Genomic DNA, 16,718 nt, shown 5'->3' on the forward strand with positions numbered 1-16,718 from the left:
CGTAATATTGAGCAGTAATAAGGCAGAGGTTTCTTTGTTGGTCGAAGAGTTCAATCTATCCATTGATCTTGCTAAAGACATACTTAGTCGTTCCATTGTTAAAAAAGTAAAAAAAGGCAACTTTGCCCGTTTTTCAGGACGGATCCCTGAGCATATTATTTTTGTGCTTAAGGGAGAACTTGCCATGGAAGCCCCTTTTCATGAAGGCGTAGACTATCATTATGCGGTTTTTTCTTCTGGCAGTATTATTAACGATGGTGCAAGCATTAATAATAGCTTTAAAACCGAAAGTATCTTATGTACAACGAGTGGGGTACTTGCTATTTTGCCAGTCGATCACTTCTATACATTATTAGACTCGTCGATAGAGTTTAATCGGGTTATTTTAAAATCGTTGGCGAAGAAATCTCAAATAGCGGGGTTGTCTTTTCACTTTCGTATTGAGAAAGATCATAAAAAGAAAGTGCTTGGTATGCTCAGAGCCGCTACCTCTTTTAATGGAAAGAATAGTATAAAAATGAGCATTAAAAACTTAGCATCGATGTGTTATATCTCTAGAAATGCAATGCCAAAAGTACTTAAAGAGCTAGAGCAGGAAGGGCATATAAAAGTCGAAAATAAAGTAGTTCACCTCTTGAAGGAGTAGTGGCTAACTTAGATTTACTGCGTCATAGGCTATGATTTATTAGTTACTAAAGATATGTGCTTACACATATCAATAGCTAAACCTTACAGTAACAACCTGATTTAATTTCCATAATTCAATTCAGTGTAAACACCTGTTGTCCAAAAGGGGTCCACTCCTCGTCCCAGTTCACACCTTTTTCAATCTTTCCATAGCTAATCTTGATCAATTCTTGTGCTTCTAGCTCTTTTAAAACCTTGGTGGCGGTGCTTCTTGAAATTGCAATAAATTCAGATAGTTGCATCGTGGTTATTGTAATGAATTCGTGATCTGACAAGCTAAACAAGAAATAGAGTACTGACTTTACTTTACTCGCTTGGTTCTTCAGTCGTTGAACCTCTAAAATATTATTGACTTTGAAAAGATTATTTGCGGACGCCTTTGCGATTAATTTTGCATATTCAAAATCATTTTCGAATATATCAATCGCTATATGGGTAGGGATCGAGAGAAGCCTAACATCTGTTAATGAATCCATTTTTAATGGCATTTTGTTTTTGTTAGAACACCAAGTATATTACTGATGTCTCCCTGATTCAAAATGGCATTGAGATGCGTGCAGTTCTCTCTGTAGCTGCTGACATAGACCAGTCCACTTAAGATGAAATAGACATGTTCGGAGAAGTCTTGACGATCTCTAATAATATGACCAGCCGGGTGTAATTCGATATTTCCAGAGGTTATTAGTTTGTTGGATAGTGTTGTGGAAGTGTTGAACACATTTCTAACTTCAAAAGTAAATTTCACTTTCCTTTCGCCTTTTATCGTTGCTAAACCAAAGGCATTGTCCAAGGCCTTCGATAAAATGATTCGCGCTACGGTCATACTTAGCGTGAAATGTCTAATTTAAGCATTTTAGAGCCTGTTTTGCTACTTTGCAATTGAATAGCATATAAAATATAGGATGTTGTTTCTTTTAATTGGTCTTAAGTTAAAGATAGCTAACAATGTGTTTCTCATGGCTATTTGCCAATAATAAAGAGTAACTTAGGCTGAAATTTATTTTTTCAATAGTAGTTATTGTATTCTCAAGGTAGAAGAATATCATGAATAAGCTTTCTGTAATTGCGACAGCGATGATGGCAGCGACTGCTGTACAAGCATCGGATGTCTTGCCGTTTCCAAAAATACCCAATCCAAGTGTGATTCATGACGCGTTAGCGGAGTCAACTTATGTTAAAACCCCGGTCCAAGATAAGTTGGCAGAGGACGCACCCAATATCCTGATCATCATGCTTGATGATGCGGGGTTTGGCCATCCTAGTACGTTCGGCGGGCTGATTGACACACCAGCGATGACTGAGTTGGCAGAGGGCGGTATTTCTTACAATGCCTTCCATACTACAGCACAATGCTCGCCTTCCCGCGCTTCGCTACTGACTGGTCGCAATCATCACCGTGTAGGTAATGGTAGTGTTCCAGAGGTAGGCAGTGATTTCGAAGGCTACACTGCAGAAATTCCAAAGACGACGGCAACCATTGCTGAAGTGCTTGGTCACTATGGGTATAACACATCTGCTTTTGGTAAGTGGCATAACACCCCTATTCAATACGCAACTGAGATGGGCCCATTTGATCGCTGGCCAACCGGCCATGGCTTTGACTACTTCTATGGTTTTCTTGGTGGTGAGACGAGCCAATACGAACCGGGCCTATATCAGAACACGGTTGCAATCGAGCCCCCACACGATCCGGATTATCACTTAACCGATGATATGGCTGAGCAAGCGATTGGCTGGTTGCGCAATCATAAAGCACTGACGCCTGATCGCCCATTCTTTATGTACTGGACACCAGGTGCGGTTCATGGTCCACACCAAGTGCACAAAAAGTGGATTGAAAAGTACGAAGGTAAGTTCGACGCCGGCTGGCAAGCATACCGTGACGAAGTCTTTGAGAATCAAAAAGCGTTAGGTTGGATCCCTGAAGATGCCGTTGACCATACTATGCCAGAAGGTATGGCTGAGTGGGATACACTGAGTGATCGCGAAAAGGCTTACCAAGCTAAGCTAATGGAAGTTTACGCTGGCTTCCTTGAGCACACGGATTACAACATTGGCAAGCTTATCGATGAACTGAAAGCGCAAGAAGAGCTAGATAACACGCTGATTTTCTATATCTTCAGTGACAATGGTGCATCTGCTGAAGGTGGTTTTGGTACGATCAACGAAATGATCGCCATTAACAACCTAAACCACGTCTATGATACTGAAACGCAAATGAATGCGTTGGATGAAATGTATGGTGGCCTCGATGCACTCGGTGGTCCGGAGCTTGACTCAATGTACGCGGCTTCATGGGCTTGGGCTGGTAATGTTCCTTACCAATACACGAAGCTAACGTCGTCGTACTTTGGTGGTACAAGAACACCGATGATCATTCACTGGCCTGACGGTATTAAGGCAGATAAAGCGCCTCGTAGCCAGTTCCACCACCTGAACGACATTGCACCAACTATCTATGATGTTCTAGATATTCCGGCACCAAAAGTCGTTGATGGGCACGAGCAAGAAAAGATTGATGGCGTGTCTCTGACTTATACGTTCGAAGATGCCAATGTTGAAGCTGCTGATAAGGTTCAGTACTTTGAGATCTTTGGTAGTCGCGCTATTTACCATGATGGCTGGATGGCCTCTGCCTTTGGTGCTCGAACGCCTTGGAACCCAACCATTCAAGAAGTGATCAATTGGCACCCAGATAACGATGAGTGGGAGCTGTTTGATCTACGTTCAGACTTCAACCAAAAGAACAACGTCGCTGCACAATACCCTGAAAAACTGGAAGAAATGAAGGCGTTATTCATGGAGCAAGCTGCTGATAACAAAGTACTGCCGCTGGGTGCTTCTTTGTTGCCAATGCTTGATCCAAGCCAAATTGTAAGTGCTGGCTTGACTGAATGGTCACTCATTGCAGGTCAAACACGTATTCCAGAGTTTAACGCCCCGAAAGTAGGTATGGTGGACAACGATGTAACCATTGATTTGGACCTTGAAGAAGGTGCAGAGGGTGTGTTGTTTGCTCTGGGTAATGTTGCCGGTGGTGTTGCTGTCTATATTGACGAAGATCGTCACCTTGTCTATGAGTTCAACCAAATGGCTGTAGAGCGCTTTATCCATCGCTCGGAGAAACCGCTGCCACTAGGTGAAGGCCAGCTATTGATTGAGTCTCGTCGTCTAGACAAGAACTGGGGTGGTGAGTTGAGTGTGGATATTACCTACAATGGTAAGTCACTTGTTGAAACGGTTATCCCGCGTACAACGCCACTCATCTACAGCTTCTCAAGCACCTTTGATGTGGGTATCGATGTCGGTTCGCCAGTCTCAGCGTACTACTTCGATAAAGCCCCGTATGAGCTGAAAAATGCAACGATGAAGCTACATGCTATTCATAAGTAGTCTCGTCTCAATCGCGTTATGAAACTAAGCCGCTTTGCATAAGCGGCTTTTTCAATGACGGCATAGGTTGCTCATTGCTCCACCGTTTGACTTCGAGGTTCCTGTGGATACCGAGAAGCAGTTGTAACAACGAGTGAGGCCAATGGGACATGGCGACAAAGAGATTTATTGAAGTATTTAAAATAACCCCTAGTCACACATTGTGCATAGGGGTTAGTTGTTTTGGACTCGACGTAGCCGCTTCTGAATCCTATATCGCGAGGTGGGCTGAATATAAGTCTGTTTCAATCATACGTATTCCATCAGAAACACAAGTGATGATAAAACAAGCCGAGTATTAACATGCACTTGAAGTTCTACTTGCCAGCGACAACTGCTTGCTTATCAACACAGGCGTAAACTTGTCCTACGCTGTCGGGTGAATCGAGGAGTTGATGAACAAGACGCGCGACTTCGCTGCGGTGGATAATACCGTGTACTTCTATTCCTTGTGATAACTCGCCACTTTCTGTCATTGGGCCATTGACTAAGCCACCAGGGCGCAGAATGGTATAGTCCAAATCACTGCTTTGTAGCCAAGCTTCTGCAAGCGATTTTTCGCGAACCGCGTCACCAAAGCCTTGGCGAGCACGTTCAGACAGGAACTGCCAAGAGTCACCACACCCTAGCGAGGTGACAAGGAAAAAGCGCATTAGATTCTTTTCTTGCAGGGCATCAATTAAGTAGCGGTGACCGATATAATCAACAGGTACAGGGGCGCGGAAACTGCCCATGGTCGAGATAACCCAGGCGTCATTTGGTAAGGCATTAACCACCGCCTCAACTTGCTGTTGGTCGGTCGCGTCACAAATGTGGGTCGCTTTACAAGCCGCCTTCAACTCGGGGGATTTGTCGGGATTACGTGCAACACCGATGACCTCGAATCCAGCTTGAGAAAAGTATTCAACAATAGCCAAACCAAGGCCGCTACTTGCGCCCCACACTACGATTGGATTCATAAATGGTTCCTTTAATGTAATTTGATAATAATTATCACTCACGTTACAGCGTTTTCACTAGAGATTTATGTCTACTGCAGGGAGAAACGTTGAAAAATATGATCATTTAGCCAATCACCAGCGGATATCCTTGTTGAGGATGAGTCATTACCGTTACTTGCCAGTCATAAACTTCTTCTATGCGCGCTGCGGTAAGTACCTCTTCTGGTGTACCGTCAGCAACAATGTGGCCTGCGTTGAGGAGGAGTAGGCGATCCCCGTATTGTGCCGCCAGATTGAGATCATGAATAACGGCAACCACGGCTGCACCTTGTTTTGCCATCTGTTTTGCGAGAGCCAGTGTTTTGTGTTGGTGCTTGAGATCCAGCGCCGAGGTCGGTTCATCGAGTAGTAACGCACGGTGCGAACCGCTTTGTTTTATCTGCGTTAATACGCGTGCGAGTTGAACCCGTTGCTTTTCACCTCCGGAAAGGGAAGGAAATAAACGATCGGCTAAATGCAGTGTGTCGGTGGTTCGCATATGATCTTCAGCGATTTGTGCGATCATTTTCTGTGAAGCGTCTAAATTAAGCCCACCGAGTTCAACGACTTCTCGCGCTGTAAACCCAAAGGTGAGGTTACTGTGTTGGGGAAGGACGCCTAAGTGTTTAGCAAGGTCAGAAGGCTGCCAGTCTTTGAGGTTTTTACCAAAGTAGGCGACATCACCTTTGGTTTTCCACTCGCGACTGATCAATTTAAGCAAGCTGCTTTTGCCTGTGCCGTTTGGGCCCAACAGTATGGTGACTTCGCCCGCATGGATGTCTGATGATACATCCTTCAGTATGCATTTTGGTCCCAACGTCAGATCAAGATGTTGAAAAGAGATCGCACTCATGCCAGCTTTCCTTTTTGTTGAATCAATAGCCAGATAAAGAAAGGTGAACCCAAAATTGCGGTGACAATACCAACAGGCATATCGAGCGGCGCAACAATGGTGCGGGCGAGCATATCAGCCACAAGCAAGAGTAGGGCGCCGAGTATCGCGGCTAAGGGAATTAACCGACGATGATTTGGACCGCAGATCATGCGACCGACATGGGGAACGATGAGGCCGATAAAACCGATCATCCCTGCTTGCGAAACGGTGATGCCGACTCCCGCTGCGGTTAGCAGAATCAAGCGGCGCTTTAGTCCTTGTACGTTAATCCCCATATGGTTCGCTTCCGCTTCGCCTAGCAACAACGCATTCAGCTTGTTGGCATCGCGATAGAACAAGACGAATAAGATCGCCAATGCAGAAAAGCTTAATAAGATGCCATTCCAGCTGGCACCGGCTAACGAACCCATACTCCAAAGTGCCAAATCACGGAGTGCTTGATCATCAGCGAAGTAGTTCATCAGGCCTAAACCCGCACCAGCCAATGCCCCGATTGCAACACCCGCAAGCAGCATCATCGCAACAGATGTCCCGTTTTCACTCGTGCCCAGTTTGTAAACCAGTACAGTCGTTATCGCACCACCCAAAAAGGCGAATAAGGGCACGGTGCCAAAGAGAAGAAGAATAGGAAAGCTTGCGGCAAGGGAGCCAAACATGACGATAGCGATGGCAGCACCTAAACTCGCACCCGCCGAGACACCGATAATGCCGGGGTCGGCGAGAGGATTGCGAAACAAACCTTGCATCACCGCACCCGACATCGCCAGTAAAGCCCCAATCGCTATGCAGAGTAAAGTTCTTGGTAAGCGCACTTGCTGAATGACCATCTGAACATGGGCCGGGAGGGAGGATTCGCCCGTTAACCAACTGTTGGGTAGCAAGGCTTTTAAGCTATCAAAGAAGCTAATGTCCATCGGGCCAAGGGTGATCGAGCTGATGACCGCAACATAAAGGGCGACAAACGCGCCCATCAATAACATGCCAAAGGGCAGTCTAGAGGTTGAAGATTGCATTACTTGGCTGTTCCGTTCACAAACGCGTGTTGAAGGGTTTCAGCAAGATCTAAGCTTTGCAAGCCAAACCCGTTAATAATAGCAGCACTACGTACCGGAATGATGCGCTGCTCACTGCCTGCTGGTGTCGCCGCAAGCAACGGAATCTTCTTTAGTATCCCGTCGAGTTCGCCCATCGCTTCCCAACTTCTTTCAGCAACCAGAATGTAGTCTGGCTGCATTTCTATGATGGCTTCGATGGACATAGGTTTGTAAGAATCAAATTGCGCCTGTGCGGGATTTATACCGCCTGCCAGTGTGATGATCGAGTTCACTGGGGTATTCTCACCAGCGACAGTCATCGGACGCCCTTCCGCGAGCATCACAAACACAGTTTTGGGTGCTTGCGCAGGTTGGTTTTCTTCAAGGGCATTGAAGCGGTTTGATACTGTGGCTTTTAACAGATTGGCTTCGTCACCCGCATGGGTCAGCGTTGCCACTTCGTCAATACGGGTAAGGAGATCGCTGCTGTCATTACCTGTAGAGACTTCTCGGACATCGACGCCCGCACTTTTCAAGGTATTGATAGTGGAAGCGGGACCCATTTCGGCAGAGCCTACGATCGTATCCGGCGCGAGAGAAAGTAAGCCTTCGGCCGACAGTTGACGATGGTAACCCACTTCAGGAATGTCACTGCCAGCCGTTTGGTGGCGACTAGAGAAATCAACCGCGACGAGTGTATCTTGCTTATTGAGCGCGTAGATAATTTCGGTGGCCGTGGAGCCAACACTGATGATGCGTTGCTCAGTCTCCGCGATTGCATTGTTAGATACAGCACTTGCTAATAGTGTGATTGCGGTGATGAAGGTCTTTTTCACTGTGGTGCCTCTTCCATAATAATTTGTGTCTGTGAGAGATGGTGCTTTTGCATAAAGGCAAGCATTTTCAACATGAGCTCGACGTTGGCCTGCTTATCTGCACCGAGAATCAAAGAATGCTCAGGGTGCTCGGCAACGTTGTCGAGCAAGGCTTGGGTAAACTCATCCCAATGGGTGTATGTCGTACCATTGATGGCCCAATGCGGCGCCGTCGATTTGATATTGATGGCAATGACATCTTGCTCAACGTTAGTTAGCACACTCTCTTCGTCAGTTTGAGGCACATCAATTTCTAGCGTTTGGATATTGATGCTTGCCGTGAGGAGCAGGAAAACCATGACGATAAAGATGATATCGAGCAATGGCGTTAAATCCGGCTTGAAATCTTGTGATGATTGATGGCTTTGAGAACTAATCATGCGCAACACTTCTCTTCTTTATCACAGTGCTCTTCACAAGGTTTAGGGCAGTGCGGTTTATCGATAGAGACGCCTTCTAAATAGAGATTGCAATGATTCAGTGTGTACTCAATTTTCGCGATAACCTTGTCGGCCCAGACCGAAAAAAGCTGTGAACAAGTAATCGAAGGTAGCGCAATGATCAAACCGGCGGCAGTCGTTGCCATCGCGAGACCGAGACCATCAGCTAAGTCAGAGGGGGTGACAGAACCGGTTGTTTGTGCAATGCCTTCAAACATACCAATCAGACCTAATACGGTGCCGAGAAGTCCAATTAAAGGACTGATCACACCAATGATATTCAGAACGCGTAGTCCAGAAACAAAGCGTTGACGCTGGGTGTGAAGCCAGATAGAGACCGCTTCTTCACGCAACTGTTTTGGGAAATGACGATGATTGAACAACATTGACACACCACGAGAAAGCGGAGAGCGTTGACTACCATGGGCCTGTGCAAAGTCTGCAAGTTGCTGCTGGTCTGCGACGTCTAACTCGTAAAGTGCACTCAGTATCGCCCGGCCATGAAAGCGGCTGTTAAGCACGATATAGACGAGGCGTTCAATGATGATCGTCAGCGTGATAACGGAAAGGGCAATCAACGGCCAGCTCATGACACCAAGCTGAGATTGGATTGTTGAAAAAATACTCATTATTGTCTCTCTATGTATAGTTTCACGTCAGTGAATTAATTCAGTTTAAAACGCACAGGGACCCGCACACGGTAGGCGATGGGATGTCCGTTTTCTAAATAAGGTGAAAAATGCCACTTAGCGACATCTTTGATTGCCGCGTCGTCGAGTACGTCATGGCCGGATGAGTCTGCGATAACGATATTGCGGATAGACGCGTTGACATCGAGTTCAATGTCTAGCCAAACCGTCCCTTGCATACCGCGTCGGCGCGCTTGACGTGGATAGTTCACTGGCCCGGGCTTAGTCGAGAAAGTAGGATTCTCAATCAACTTAGCGGGTGCTGACTGGGCAAAGTTGGTTTCTTGTTGCGTGACTTCTGTTGGCGACGCGTCATTAATTTCTTCAACAGCAGTGTTTTCAATCTCTTCCTCTACCACCTCTTTTTCTACGTCTTGAGGTTGTTCCTCAGCCACAGGCTCCCTTTTTGGTTTTTCCTGTACTGGTTTGGGTTGAGGGTTTTCTTGTGGTACCGGTCTGACTTTTTCTGGCTCTGGCTCTGGTATTGGCTCTGGTGGCACGTCTTCAGGTGTTGGCTGTATTTCTGGTTCGTTCAGGGGTTGTTCAGGTGTTTCTGCTGGTTGGTTCAGCTCGGGTTCAGCTTTTATGGGTTCGATGGTCGGTTTTTGTGCTGCAGGGGCAGCAAAAGTCAACGCAATAGTGTGCCCGTCAGTATCAGATTGCGGCCCGATGACGAGATGCGGTTTTTGATCTGGAAAAGCGACACCGTGTATCAGTAGTGCGACAGCGCCAGAGGTAATGTAACGGCGTAGGTTCATAGTCTTAAAAATGCGTGTCATGTCGAAACATGATCAATAATACAGACAATCCGAATAAGATCAATTATCAATTGCATTCTCAATAAAACTTTGTATGATGCGTCAAGTAGCTGATATCACTTGTTTTGAGAGTGTTAAATATTATAGAGGCATCTGTGAGTAGTATGATTGATTTTAACAATGTTGAACTAGTTGGGCAGTCGACGCCGGACCCACTTCGTTACGCTTTTGCAAGAAAAGCGGCACCACACAGCGGTGGTAAGTCCGCGCCTGTTCCTCCTCCACAAGTTCAGTCTGCTTTGCAAATGGCGCTTGATTCTGTACCTACACAAAGCGGTGCACGTTGTCTCTATATCCATATTCCTTTTTGTCGCGTTCGGTGTACGTATTGTAATTTCTTTCAATATGCGTCGAGTAAAACAATGATTGATGACTACTTCACCGCATTGATGGTGGAGCTAAAACGAAAAGCGGCACAACCTTGGACACAAGCTGCGCCTTTTCAAGCGGTCTACATTGGTGGCGGCACGCCGACAGACTTGAGCGCTGAGCAACTCCGTATCTTAGGCCGTGCGATTCATGATCATTTTCCATTGACGCCAGATTGCGAACTGACATTAGAAGGTCGCATCAACAAATTTGGCAACGACAAGTTTGAATCTGCGCTGGCTGGCGGTTTTAACCGCTTCTCATTTGGTGTGCAGAGTTTTGACTCCAAGGTTCGCCGTGCCGCGAAACGTCTTGATGATGGCGATGTTGTCATCAAGCGAATTCAAGAGCTGGTGGCGTATAACAGTGCCCCTATCGTGATCGACTTGTTGTTTGGTTTGCCATATCAAACTCTGGATATTTGGCAGTCTGACTTAGAAGGGTATTTGGCGTCGGGTGCGCATGGTGTCGACCTTTATCAACTGATTGATATGCAAGGGTTACCGATGCACCGCATGGTTGAGCAAGGCAAACTCCCTATGCCAGCTGACACACCTACCAAAGCGACAATGTTCGAACGTGGCGTGCAGTTTATGGCAACCCACCATCAAAGAAGGCTGAGTTGTAACCACTGGGCGAAAGATAACCGCGAGCGCAGCATTTATAACAGTTTGGCTAAAACCACCGCTGAAGTATTACCGATCGGCGCTGGGGCCGGGGGGAATGTTGGTGGACTACAAATGATGCAAACGCGCAAAATGGAAGACTACATTGCCGCGATAAACGCAGACCAGTATCCAGTGCCGATGATGATGCGTGCTGCACCGGGTGGAGAATTAACGAGTTATGTTAAAGCGGCATTTGATCGTGGTGTAGTTGCAAAACGAACACTCAACCTAATCGTCAATGAAGACCTTTTTGGTCGCTTGATGCCCCTGTTTCAGGCGTGGGAAAAGAATGGCTTAGTAAAGTTAACGGAAGGTTATGTCACGCTAACTCTCGCAGGGCAGTTTTGGAATGTCACCTTAGCACAAGCCATGATTCGCACCATCGGCATGCTCAATGACGCGTCACAATCTGACCATGTCGCGGCATAACGAAAATTGTAGAAACTCTAACGACTAAAATATTAAGAACCTCATGGTTCAATCTAGGAGATACCATGTACACCACTTGTACACGTGAAGAAGCAAAGCAAAAAGTCGCAGCACTGATTGAAGAAAACGCTGGCATGTCAATTCCTGACATGGCAGAAAACATTGGGCTAAAAGAAGCCGAAGTGACACTCGTGATGCCATCTGAAATGGTCACTGCGGTAGAGGGTAAACACGCTGAAGCCATCCTGACTCAATTACCTGAATGGGGTAAGGTAACTACGATCATTGTTTCTTTTGGCTCTATCTTTGAAATTAAAGGTACCTTTCCAAAAGGAAAAACAAATCATGGCTATTACAATTTATTAAGTCGCGAAGGATTAAACGGTCACCTTAGACTTGATTTAATTACGGATATTGCATTTGTTAGTAAGCCTTTTCACGGCATGGAGACCCATCAAATTACTTTCTTTAATGCACAAGGCGAGTGTGTTTTTAAAGTCTACCTTGGTCGCGACAAAGCACGTAACCTTATTCCCGAACAAGTTGAAAAGTTCCATGCAATGAAAAAGGAATTCGCATGAACCCTGAAGTGAAACAAGCGCGCTTAGAAAGTCGTTTAGTCCCTGAAATGCAAGAATTTCGCGATAATTGCTTGACGTTGCAACTGGCAACTATTGGGAAAAATGGTCTTCCTAGCGCGAGTTATGCCCCTTTCGCCTTTGATGAAGCGGGCTTTTACATCTTGGTGAGTGATCTTGCGGCGCACGGTCAAAATCTAAAACATAACAAAAGCTTGTCGATCATGATGATTGATGACGAGCAAGACGCAAAGAGTATTTTTGCCCGTCGCCGATTGTCTTTTGATACCGCCGCGCAGCTTATTGAACGCGACACCCCAGCGTGGGCCGCAGGCATTCAAACGCTGACAAATCGCTTTGGCGAGATGATAGATAATCTAAGCAACCTGGGTGATTTTCGACTTTACTTGTTAACGCCTGAAAAAGGCCGTTATGTAAAGGGCTTTGGTAAAGCGTTTGATGTCACAGGTTTTGAAATGGTAGATATTGTTCATCTCAATGAAGGTCATGTTAAAAACATGAAAGAAGATATCTAATATTTTCAAATTAGATATTCGGTAAATGAAAAGCTCCCTCTAACAGCGCAAGTGTATTGAGGGGGTTTAATTTCCGCTACACGCGTTTAGCTTGCAGCTGCGCTGAAATATATTTCAGTTGTATTTCTTAAGACTATTTGTACTCGAGCACCTAAAGATGGTTTGAATGTGCTTGTGAGTTGCGTGTGGTTTTAAGAAATAGGCTTCACTTAATTTAAAATTCTGGGGAAATAAAATGAAACTTTCAAAAGTAGCAGTATTAGTCAGTATTGCCTGTACGCCATTGGCAAATGCTGAAGAGGTTTTTACTTTTGACGAGGTTGTCGTTTCAGCGACACGAACCGAACAGGAAGTTCGCGATGTTGCCGCTTCTGTGTCGACTTTATCGAGCGATGATATGGCCAAGACGATGTCTTCGGACCTGCAACACGCCTTAAAATCTCAACCCGGTGTGAGCATGGAAGGCCAAGGTCGATTTGGCTTATCCGGGTTTAACATCCGTGGTCGAGAAGACAACTATGTCAAGGTATTGGTGGATGGCGTTCAGCAGGCGAGTATCTATAACCCCGGTGCCGACCAAATGCGTAAGTATCAGGGTATGTTTGAGATGGATACCTTGACCAGCGTCGAAATCAACAAAGGTCCTGTATCAAGCTTGTATGGCTCTGATGCCTTAGCAGGACTGGTTGTGATGCGAACCAAGAACCCGAGTGATTTTCTGGCAGAGACGGGTGACGATACCTACGCAGGTTTTTCTGCGGGCTACACCAGTGCGAACGACGCCTTTAAAACCACGGTTACCATTGCTAATCGCACAGGGGACTGGGAATCTTTGATCATGTATACCAAACGTGATGGTCATGAAACCCAAACTCACAGCAGTGGCGCTGATATCCTCGGCCGCGAGCGTGGTCAGGCAGACCCATTTGATATTAAGCAAGATAACTTTCTGGGTAAGCTCTTTTACCAAGTGAACGACGATCACCGCATTGGCTTCACGGCTGAACGCTTCAATCGTACAGCGCAAGGCGACCTGCTTCATAACGAAGGCTATGAGATGATGCCGGGTTATCTTTACACTCAGAATCGAGCAGATGACGAGGATACTCGCACGCGGTTTAGCCTTGAGCATGAGTGGCAAGTGAATCACAAGCTGGTTGATGATCTCGAATGGCTACTCGCGTGGCAACAGAGTGAATCGTTCCACAAAAACTACGATCACACACCTATGATGGGTTACCGAAATCGGGAGCGTAATGGCACTGACGAATCCACTCAGTTTGATGTAAAGCTATTTAAAGGCTTCGAAAAAGGCAATACTTACCACGAGTTTAGCTATGGTGCGAGCTACTTGGTGAACCAGTTTGAGCTCGATTACACTAACTTCATGTTTAAAGATGGCTCTGTTGTTGATGCAACGCCAGAAGTACCGAATGCAAAATCGAAGACCTGGGGCATCTACGCCCAAGATCAAATCTTCCTATTGGATGATCAGTTAGTCTTCACGCTTGGCGGGCGCTACGACTCGTTTGAAGCCAGACCAAACCATGGTTCACAATACCCGAAAGCAAGCAACGATGCCTTTACCGGCCGTGTCGGTGCGGTTTATCACTGGACTGATAATTTCAGTACCTATGGTCAGATCAGCCAAGGGTTTAAAGCGCCAACGATTCAAGATTTGTACTACGAGTACTCAATGGGTGTTGAGTTGATGCCAAACCCAGATCTGAAAGCAGAAGAGAGCATTGCTTATGAGATCGGTACGCGTTGGGCGCACCGTTATGGTCGTTTAGAACTATCGGCATTCTACAATGATTACAAAAACTTCATCGAAGATCAGAATACGGGCGACTTAACTGAAGATGGCCGTGAAATCTGGACAAAAGTGAACGTTGCCAAGTCAAGAATCTATGGTGCCGAGTTCAGTACGCACACTGACCTGAATCGTTTAGTGTCTGCGCCTGCAGGGACATATTTTGACTTCTCTCTGGCGTATGCTGACGGTAAAGACAAAGAAACTGGCGATGCCATTGATAGCGTAGCGCCATTAACGTCCTACTTTGCGCTAGGTTATGATGCACCGAAAGGGGATTGGGGAAGCCGCGTGTCTGTTGAAGCGGTACAGGGTAAAGAGGGCAGTGATTGGTCTGATGCCGATAACCTGAAAGCACCGGGTTACGCGGTCACAGATATCACGGCTTATTATAAACCATCACAAGCGATGACGTTGCGCGCAGGCCTGTTTAACGCTTTTGATAAGAAGTACTGGCATTACACTGACCTCAGCGGTGCAGACAATGAGACACAAGGTATTGATCGCCGTACTCAACCAGGCCGCAATTGGGGTGTCGAGTTCGATTACGAATTCTAATCATTTGAGTTATCATAACGCTATACGCTCAGTATAGAGAAAAGCCCTTCCGATCTTCGGAAGGGCTGTTTTAGTTTTATAGGAGACGCTGGTGAGCAGTGCTGTATTAACCAAGTTATCTACCCGTTGGATCTATAACGAGGCCATGAAAAATAAAAAGCGCCTTGTCTTCGCCAATGTTATTGCCTTGTTGGCGACCATGATCAGTGTACCTATTCCTATGTTGTTGCCGTTAATGGTAGACGAAGTGTTACTCGAAAAACCGGCGACCGGGGTAGGCATGATGAATGCGGTGTTGCCAGAAGCATGGCACCTGCCCATGGTGTATATCGGGTTTGCCTTGTTCATGATCATCGCGATGCGTGCTTCAAGTGCGGCGTTGAATATCTTACAGAGTCGACAGTTTACCTTGGTCGCTAAGTCAATTACCTGTCTCATTCGACAGCAATTACTCGATAAGCTTGGTCGCGTGAGCATGCAGCAGTACGAAGAGAAAGGCAGTGGCGGCATTACGGCACACCTTGTGACTGACATAGAAACCATCGATAAGTTTATTGGTGATACCTTGAGTCGGGTCGTTGTCGGTGTGCTGACCATTATCGGGATTGGCGGTATCTTGTTGTGGCTTGATTGGCGATTAGGCCTGTTCATCTTGTTACTTAACCCTGTCATAGTGTTTCTTTCTAAGCGATTGGGCCGACGCGTTAAGCATCTCAAGAAACGTGAAAACCAGTCGTTTGAGCGTTTTCAACAACGGTTAGTCGAAACGCTTGAAGGCTTATACCAGCTGCGTGCCGCGAATCGTGAACGTGACTACCTAACCTCGTTAAAACAAGATGCAGAAGGCATTCGCCGCGATGCCGATCAGTTTGCCTGGCAGTCTGAAGCCGCGAATCGGCTCTCTTTCTTGATGTTCATTATTGGCTTTGAGATCTTCCGCGCCGCGACCATGATCATGGTGCTGGTGAGCGATATGACAATTGGCCAAACGTTCGCAGTGTTTGGTTACTTATGGTTTATGCTCTCCCCGGTTCAGGAACTGCTGGGCATTCAATATGCGTGGTATGGCGCTTCTGCTGCGATTGGCCGCCTCAATACCTTGTTAGCGTTGGAAGAAGAGCAGCGACCCGTCGCGACAGTTAACCCCTTCACCGCCGACCAACCCGTTGATATTGTGTTTAAAAATATCGATTTTGCTTACAACACAGAACGTAAAGTCTTGAATGGCCTTAATCTGCATGTGCCTGCGGGTAAGCGCGTTGCTTTGGTGGGTGCATCGGGGGGCGGTAAGTCGACCTTGATTCAGCTGTTAATGGGCATCTATCAAAAGGATGACGGTGATATTCTTATTAATGGTGAAACGATCGAAAACGTTAGCTATGAAGCGCTGCGCGATAAGATGGCGGTGGTATTGCAACAACCAATCCTCTTTAACGATACGCTAAGGCAAAATCTGACGCTGGGCGATGAGCAATACAGTGATGATGACCTCTGGCAAGCGTTACGCGTTGCCCAGCTTTCAGATGTCACCGAAAAGCTGTCGCAAGGGTTAGAATCGCAATTAGGTCGTCAAGGCTTAAGGTTGTCTGGAGGCCAGCGTCAGCGATTAGCGATTGCACGTATGGTGCTCACCAACCCTGACATCGTGATTCTTGATGAAGCAACCTCAGCGCTGGATACCAAAACCGAAGCCGCGCTGCACAAGGCGCTGAATGAGTTTTTAGCCAACCGAACCACATTGATCGTTGCGCATCGCCTTTCAGCTGTGAAGCAAGCTGATCTCATCTATGTACTTGAAGATGGAAAGGTGAGTCAGTCGGGCAGCCATAAAGAGTTAGTCAAAGAAGAAGGGCTCTACCAAACTTTGTACGGACAACTCCAAGCGAGTTAAGTCAGGGTGTTATACCTAATAAAAAA

The 16,718-nt window shown here is 46.4% G+C and carries 15 protein-coding genes; 7 read left to right on the forward strand and 8 right to left on the reverse strand.

Annotated features, from left to right (window positions below):
* The first annotated feature begins 7 nt into the window (after positions 1 to 7).
* On the forward strand, positions 8 to 646 hold the full coding sequence (locus tag TSUB_RS20240; RefSeq protein WP_087017967.1) for a Crp/Fnr family transcriptional regulator: 639 nt from the start codon (positions 8 to 10) through the stop codon (positions 644 to 646).
* A gap of 115 nt (positions 647 to 761) precedes the next feature.
* Here the strand turns inward: TSUB_RS20240 and TSUB_RS20245 are convergent, their stop codons facing one another.
* Entirely contained in the window at positions 762 to 1,163 is a 402-nt protein-coding gene (locus tag TSUB_RS20245) for a Crp/Fnr family transcriptional regulator (RefSeq protein WP_221274656.1), read from the reverse strand.
* 568 nt (positions 1,164 to 1,731) lie between these two features.
* On the opposite strand from TSUB_RS20245, the gene TSUB_RS20250 reads away from it, so the two are divergent.
* Positions 1,732 to 4,080, forward strand: a complete 2,349-nt coding sequence (locus tag TSUB_RS20250; RefSeq protein ID WP_221274657.1) for an arylsulfatase — start codon at positions 1,732 to 1,734, stop codon at positions 4,078 to 4,080.
* Between the two features lie 356 nt (positions 4,081 to 4,436).
* Here the strand turns inward: TSUB_RS20250 and TSUB_RS20255 are convergent, their stop codons facing one another.
* The 7 genes from TSUB_RS20255 to TSUB_RS20285 all read right to left on the reverse strand — a co-directional run bounded on the left by TSUB_RS20255 (position 4,437) and on the right by TSUB_RS20285 (position 9,811).
* Complete coding sequence (locus TSUB_RS20255; protein ID WP_087017971.1) at positions 4,437 to 5,078, reverse strand: SDR family NAD(P)-dependent oxidoreductase; 642 nt, start codon at positions 5,076 to 5,078, stop codon at positions 4,437 to 4,439.
* Between the two features lie 106 nt (positions 5,079 to 5,184).
* Positions 5,185 to 5,952: a heme ABC transporter ATP-binding protein gene (locus tag TSUB_RS20260; protein WP_087017973.1), complete on the reverse strand. Its 768-nt coding sequence runs from the start codon at positions 5,950 to 5,952 to the stop codon at positions 5,185 to 5,187.
* Positions 5,949 to 7,007 carry a FecCD family ABC transporter permease gene (locus tag TSUB_RS20265; protein WP_087017975.1) on the reverse strand — a complete coding sequence of 353 codons (1,059 nt, stop codon included), beginning with the start codon at positions 7,005 to 7,007 and terminating at the stop codon, positions 5,949 to 5,951. The genes TSUB_RS20260 and TSUB_RS20265 overlap by 4 nt, the downstream gene beginning before the upstream one ends.
* The gene (locus tag TSUB_RS20270; RefSeq protein WP_087017977.1) at positions 7,007 to 7,864 is read right to left on the reverse strand and encodes a heme/hemin ABC transporter substrate-binding protein; all 858 of its coding nucleotides are present in this window, start codon (positions 7,862 to 7,864) and stop codon (positions 7,007 to 7,009) included. The genes TSUB_RS20265 and TSUB_RS20270 overlap by 1 nt, the downstream gene beginning before the upstream one ends.
* A complete protein-coding gene (locus TSUB_RS20275) occupies positions 7,861 to 8,283 on the reverse strand; it encodes an ExbD/TolR family protein (RefSeq protein WP_087017979.1) in 423 nt (140 codons plus the stop codon). Before TSUB_RS20275 ends, TSUB_RS20270 begins: the two co-directional genes overlap by 4 nt.
* A complete protein-coding gene (locus tag TSUB_RS20280) occupies positions 8,280 to 8,972 on the reverse strand; it encodes a MotA/TolQ/ExbB proton channel family protein (RefSeq protein WP_087017981.1) in 693 nt (230 codons plus the stop codon). Before TSUB_RS20280 ends, TSUB_RS20275 begins: the two co-directional genes overlap by 4 nt.
* A gap of 35 nt (positions 8,973 to 9,007) precedes the next feature.
* The gene (locus TSUB_RS20285; RefSeq protein ID WP_087017983.1) at positions 9,008 to 9,811 is read right to left on the reverse strand and encodes an energy transducer TonB; all 804 of its coding nucleotides are present in this window, start codon (positions 9,809 to 9,811) and stop codon (positions 9,008 to 9,010) included.
* 143 nt (positions 9,812 to 9,954) lie between these two features.
* Here TSUB_RS20285 and hutW point away from each other — a divergent pair, with 143 nt between their 5' ends.
* From hutW to TSUB_RS20310, 5 genes are all read left to right on the forward strand, one after another.
* Positions 9,955 to 11,316, forward strand: coding sequence for a heme anaerobic degradation radical SAM methyltransferase ChuW/HutW (gene hutW / locus TSUB_RS20290; protein WP_087017985.1), 1,362 nt, complete (start codon positions 9,955 to 9,957; stop codon positions 11,314 to 11,316).
* A 65-nt stretch (positions 11,317 to 11,381) separates the two neighbouring features.
* Positions 11,382 to 11,897 (forward strand): heme utilization cystosolic carrier protein HutX, encoded by a 516-nt coding sequence (gene hutX / locus TSUB_RS20295; protein ID WP_087017987.1) that lies wholly within the window; start codon positions 11,382 to 11,384, stop codon positions 11,895 to 11,897.
* Positions 11,894 to 12,430: a heme utilization protein HutZ gene (gene hutZ / locus TSUB_RS20300; RefSeq protein WP_087017989.1), complete on the forward strand. Its 537-nt coding sequence runs from the start codon at positions 11,894 to 11,896 to the stop codon at positions 12,428 to 12,430. The genes hutX and hutZ overlap by 4 nt, the downstream gene beginning before the upstream one ends.
* Before the next feature lie 235 nt (positions 12,431 to 12,665).
* Positions 12,666 to 14,801, forward strand: a complete 2,136-nt coding sequence (locus tag TSUB_RS20305) for a TonB-dependent hemoglobin/transferrin/lactoferrin family receptor (protein ID WP_087018385.1) — start codon at positions 12,666 to 12,668, stop codon at positions 14,799 to 14,801.
* Positions 14,802 to 14,892: 91 nt separating this feature from the next.
* Positions 14,893 to 16,692, forward strand: a complete 1,800-nt coding sequence (locus TSUB_RS20310; protein ID WP_192867829.1) for an ABC transporter ATP-binding protein — start codon at positions 14,893 to 14,895, stop codon at positions 16,690 to 16,692.
* The last annotated feature ends 26 nt before the right edge of the window (positions 16,693 to 16,718 follow it).

The sequence above is a fragment of the Thaumasiovibrio subtropicus genome (assembly GCF_019703835.1).
GTDB classification, from domain to species: domain Bacteria; phylum Pseudomonadota; class Gammaproteobacteria; order Enterobacterales; family Vibrionaceae; genus Thaumasiovibrio; species Thaumasiovibrio subtropicus.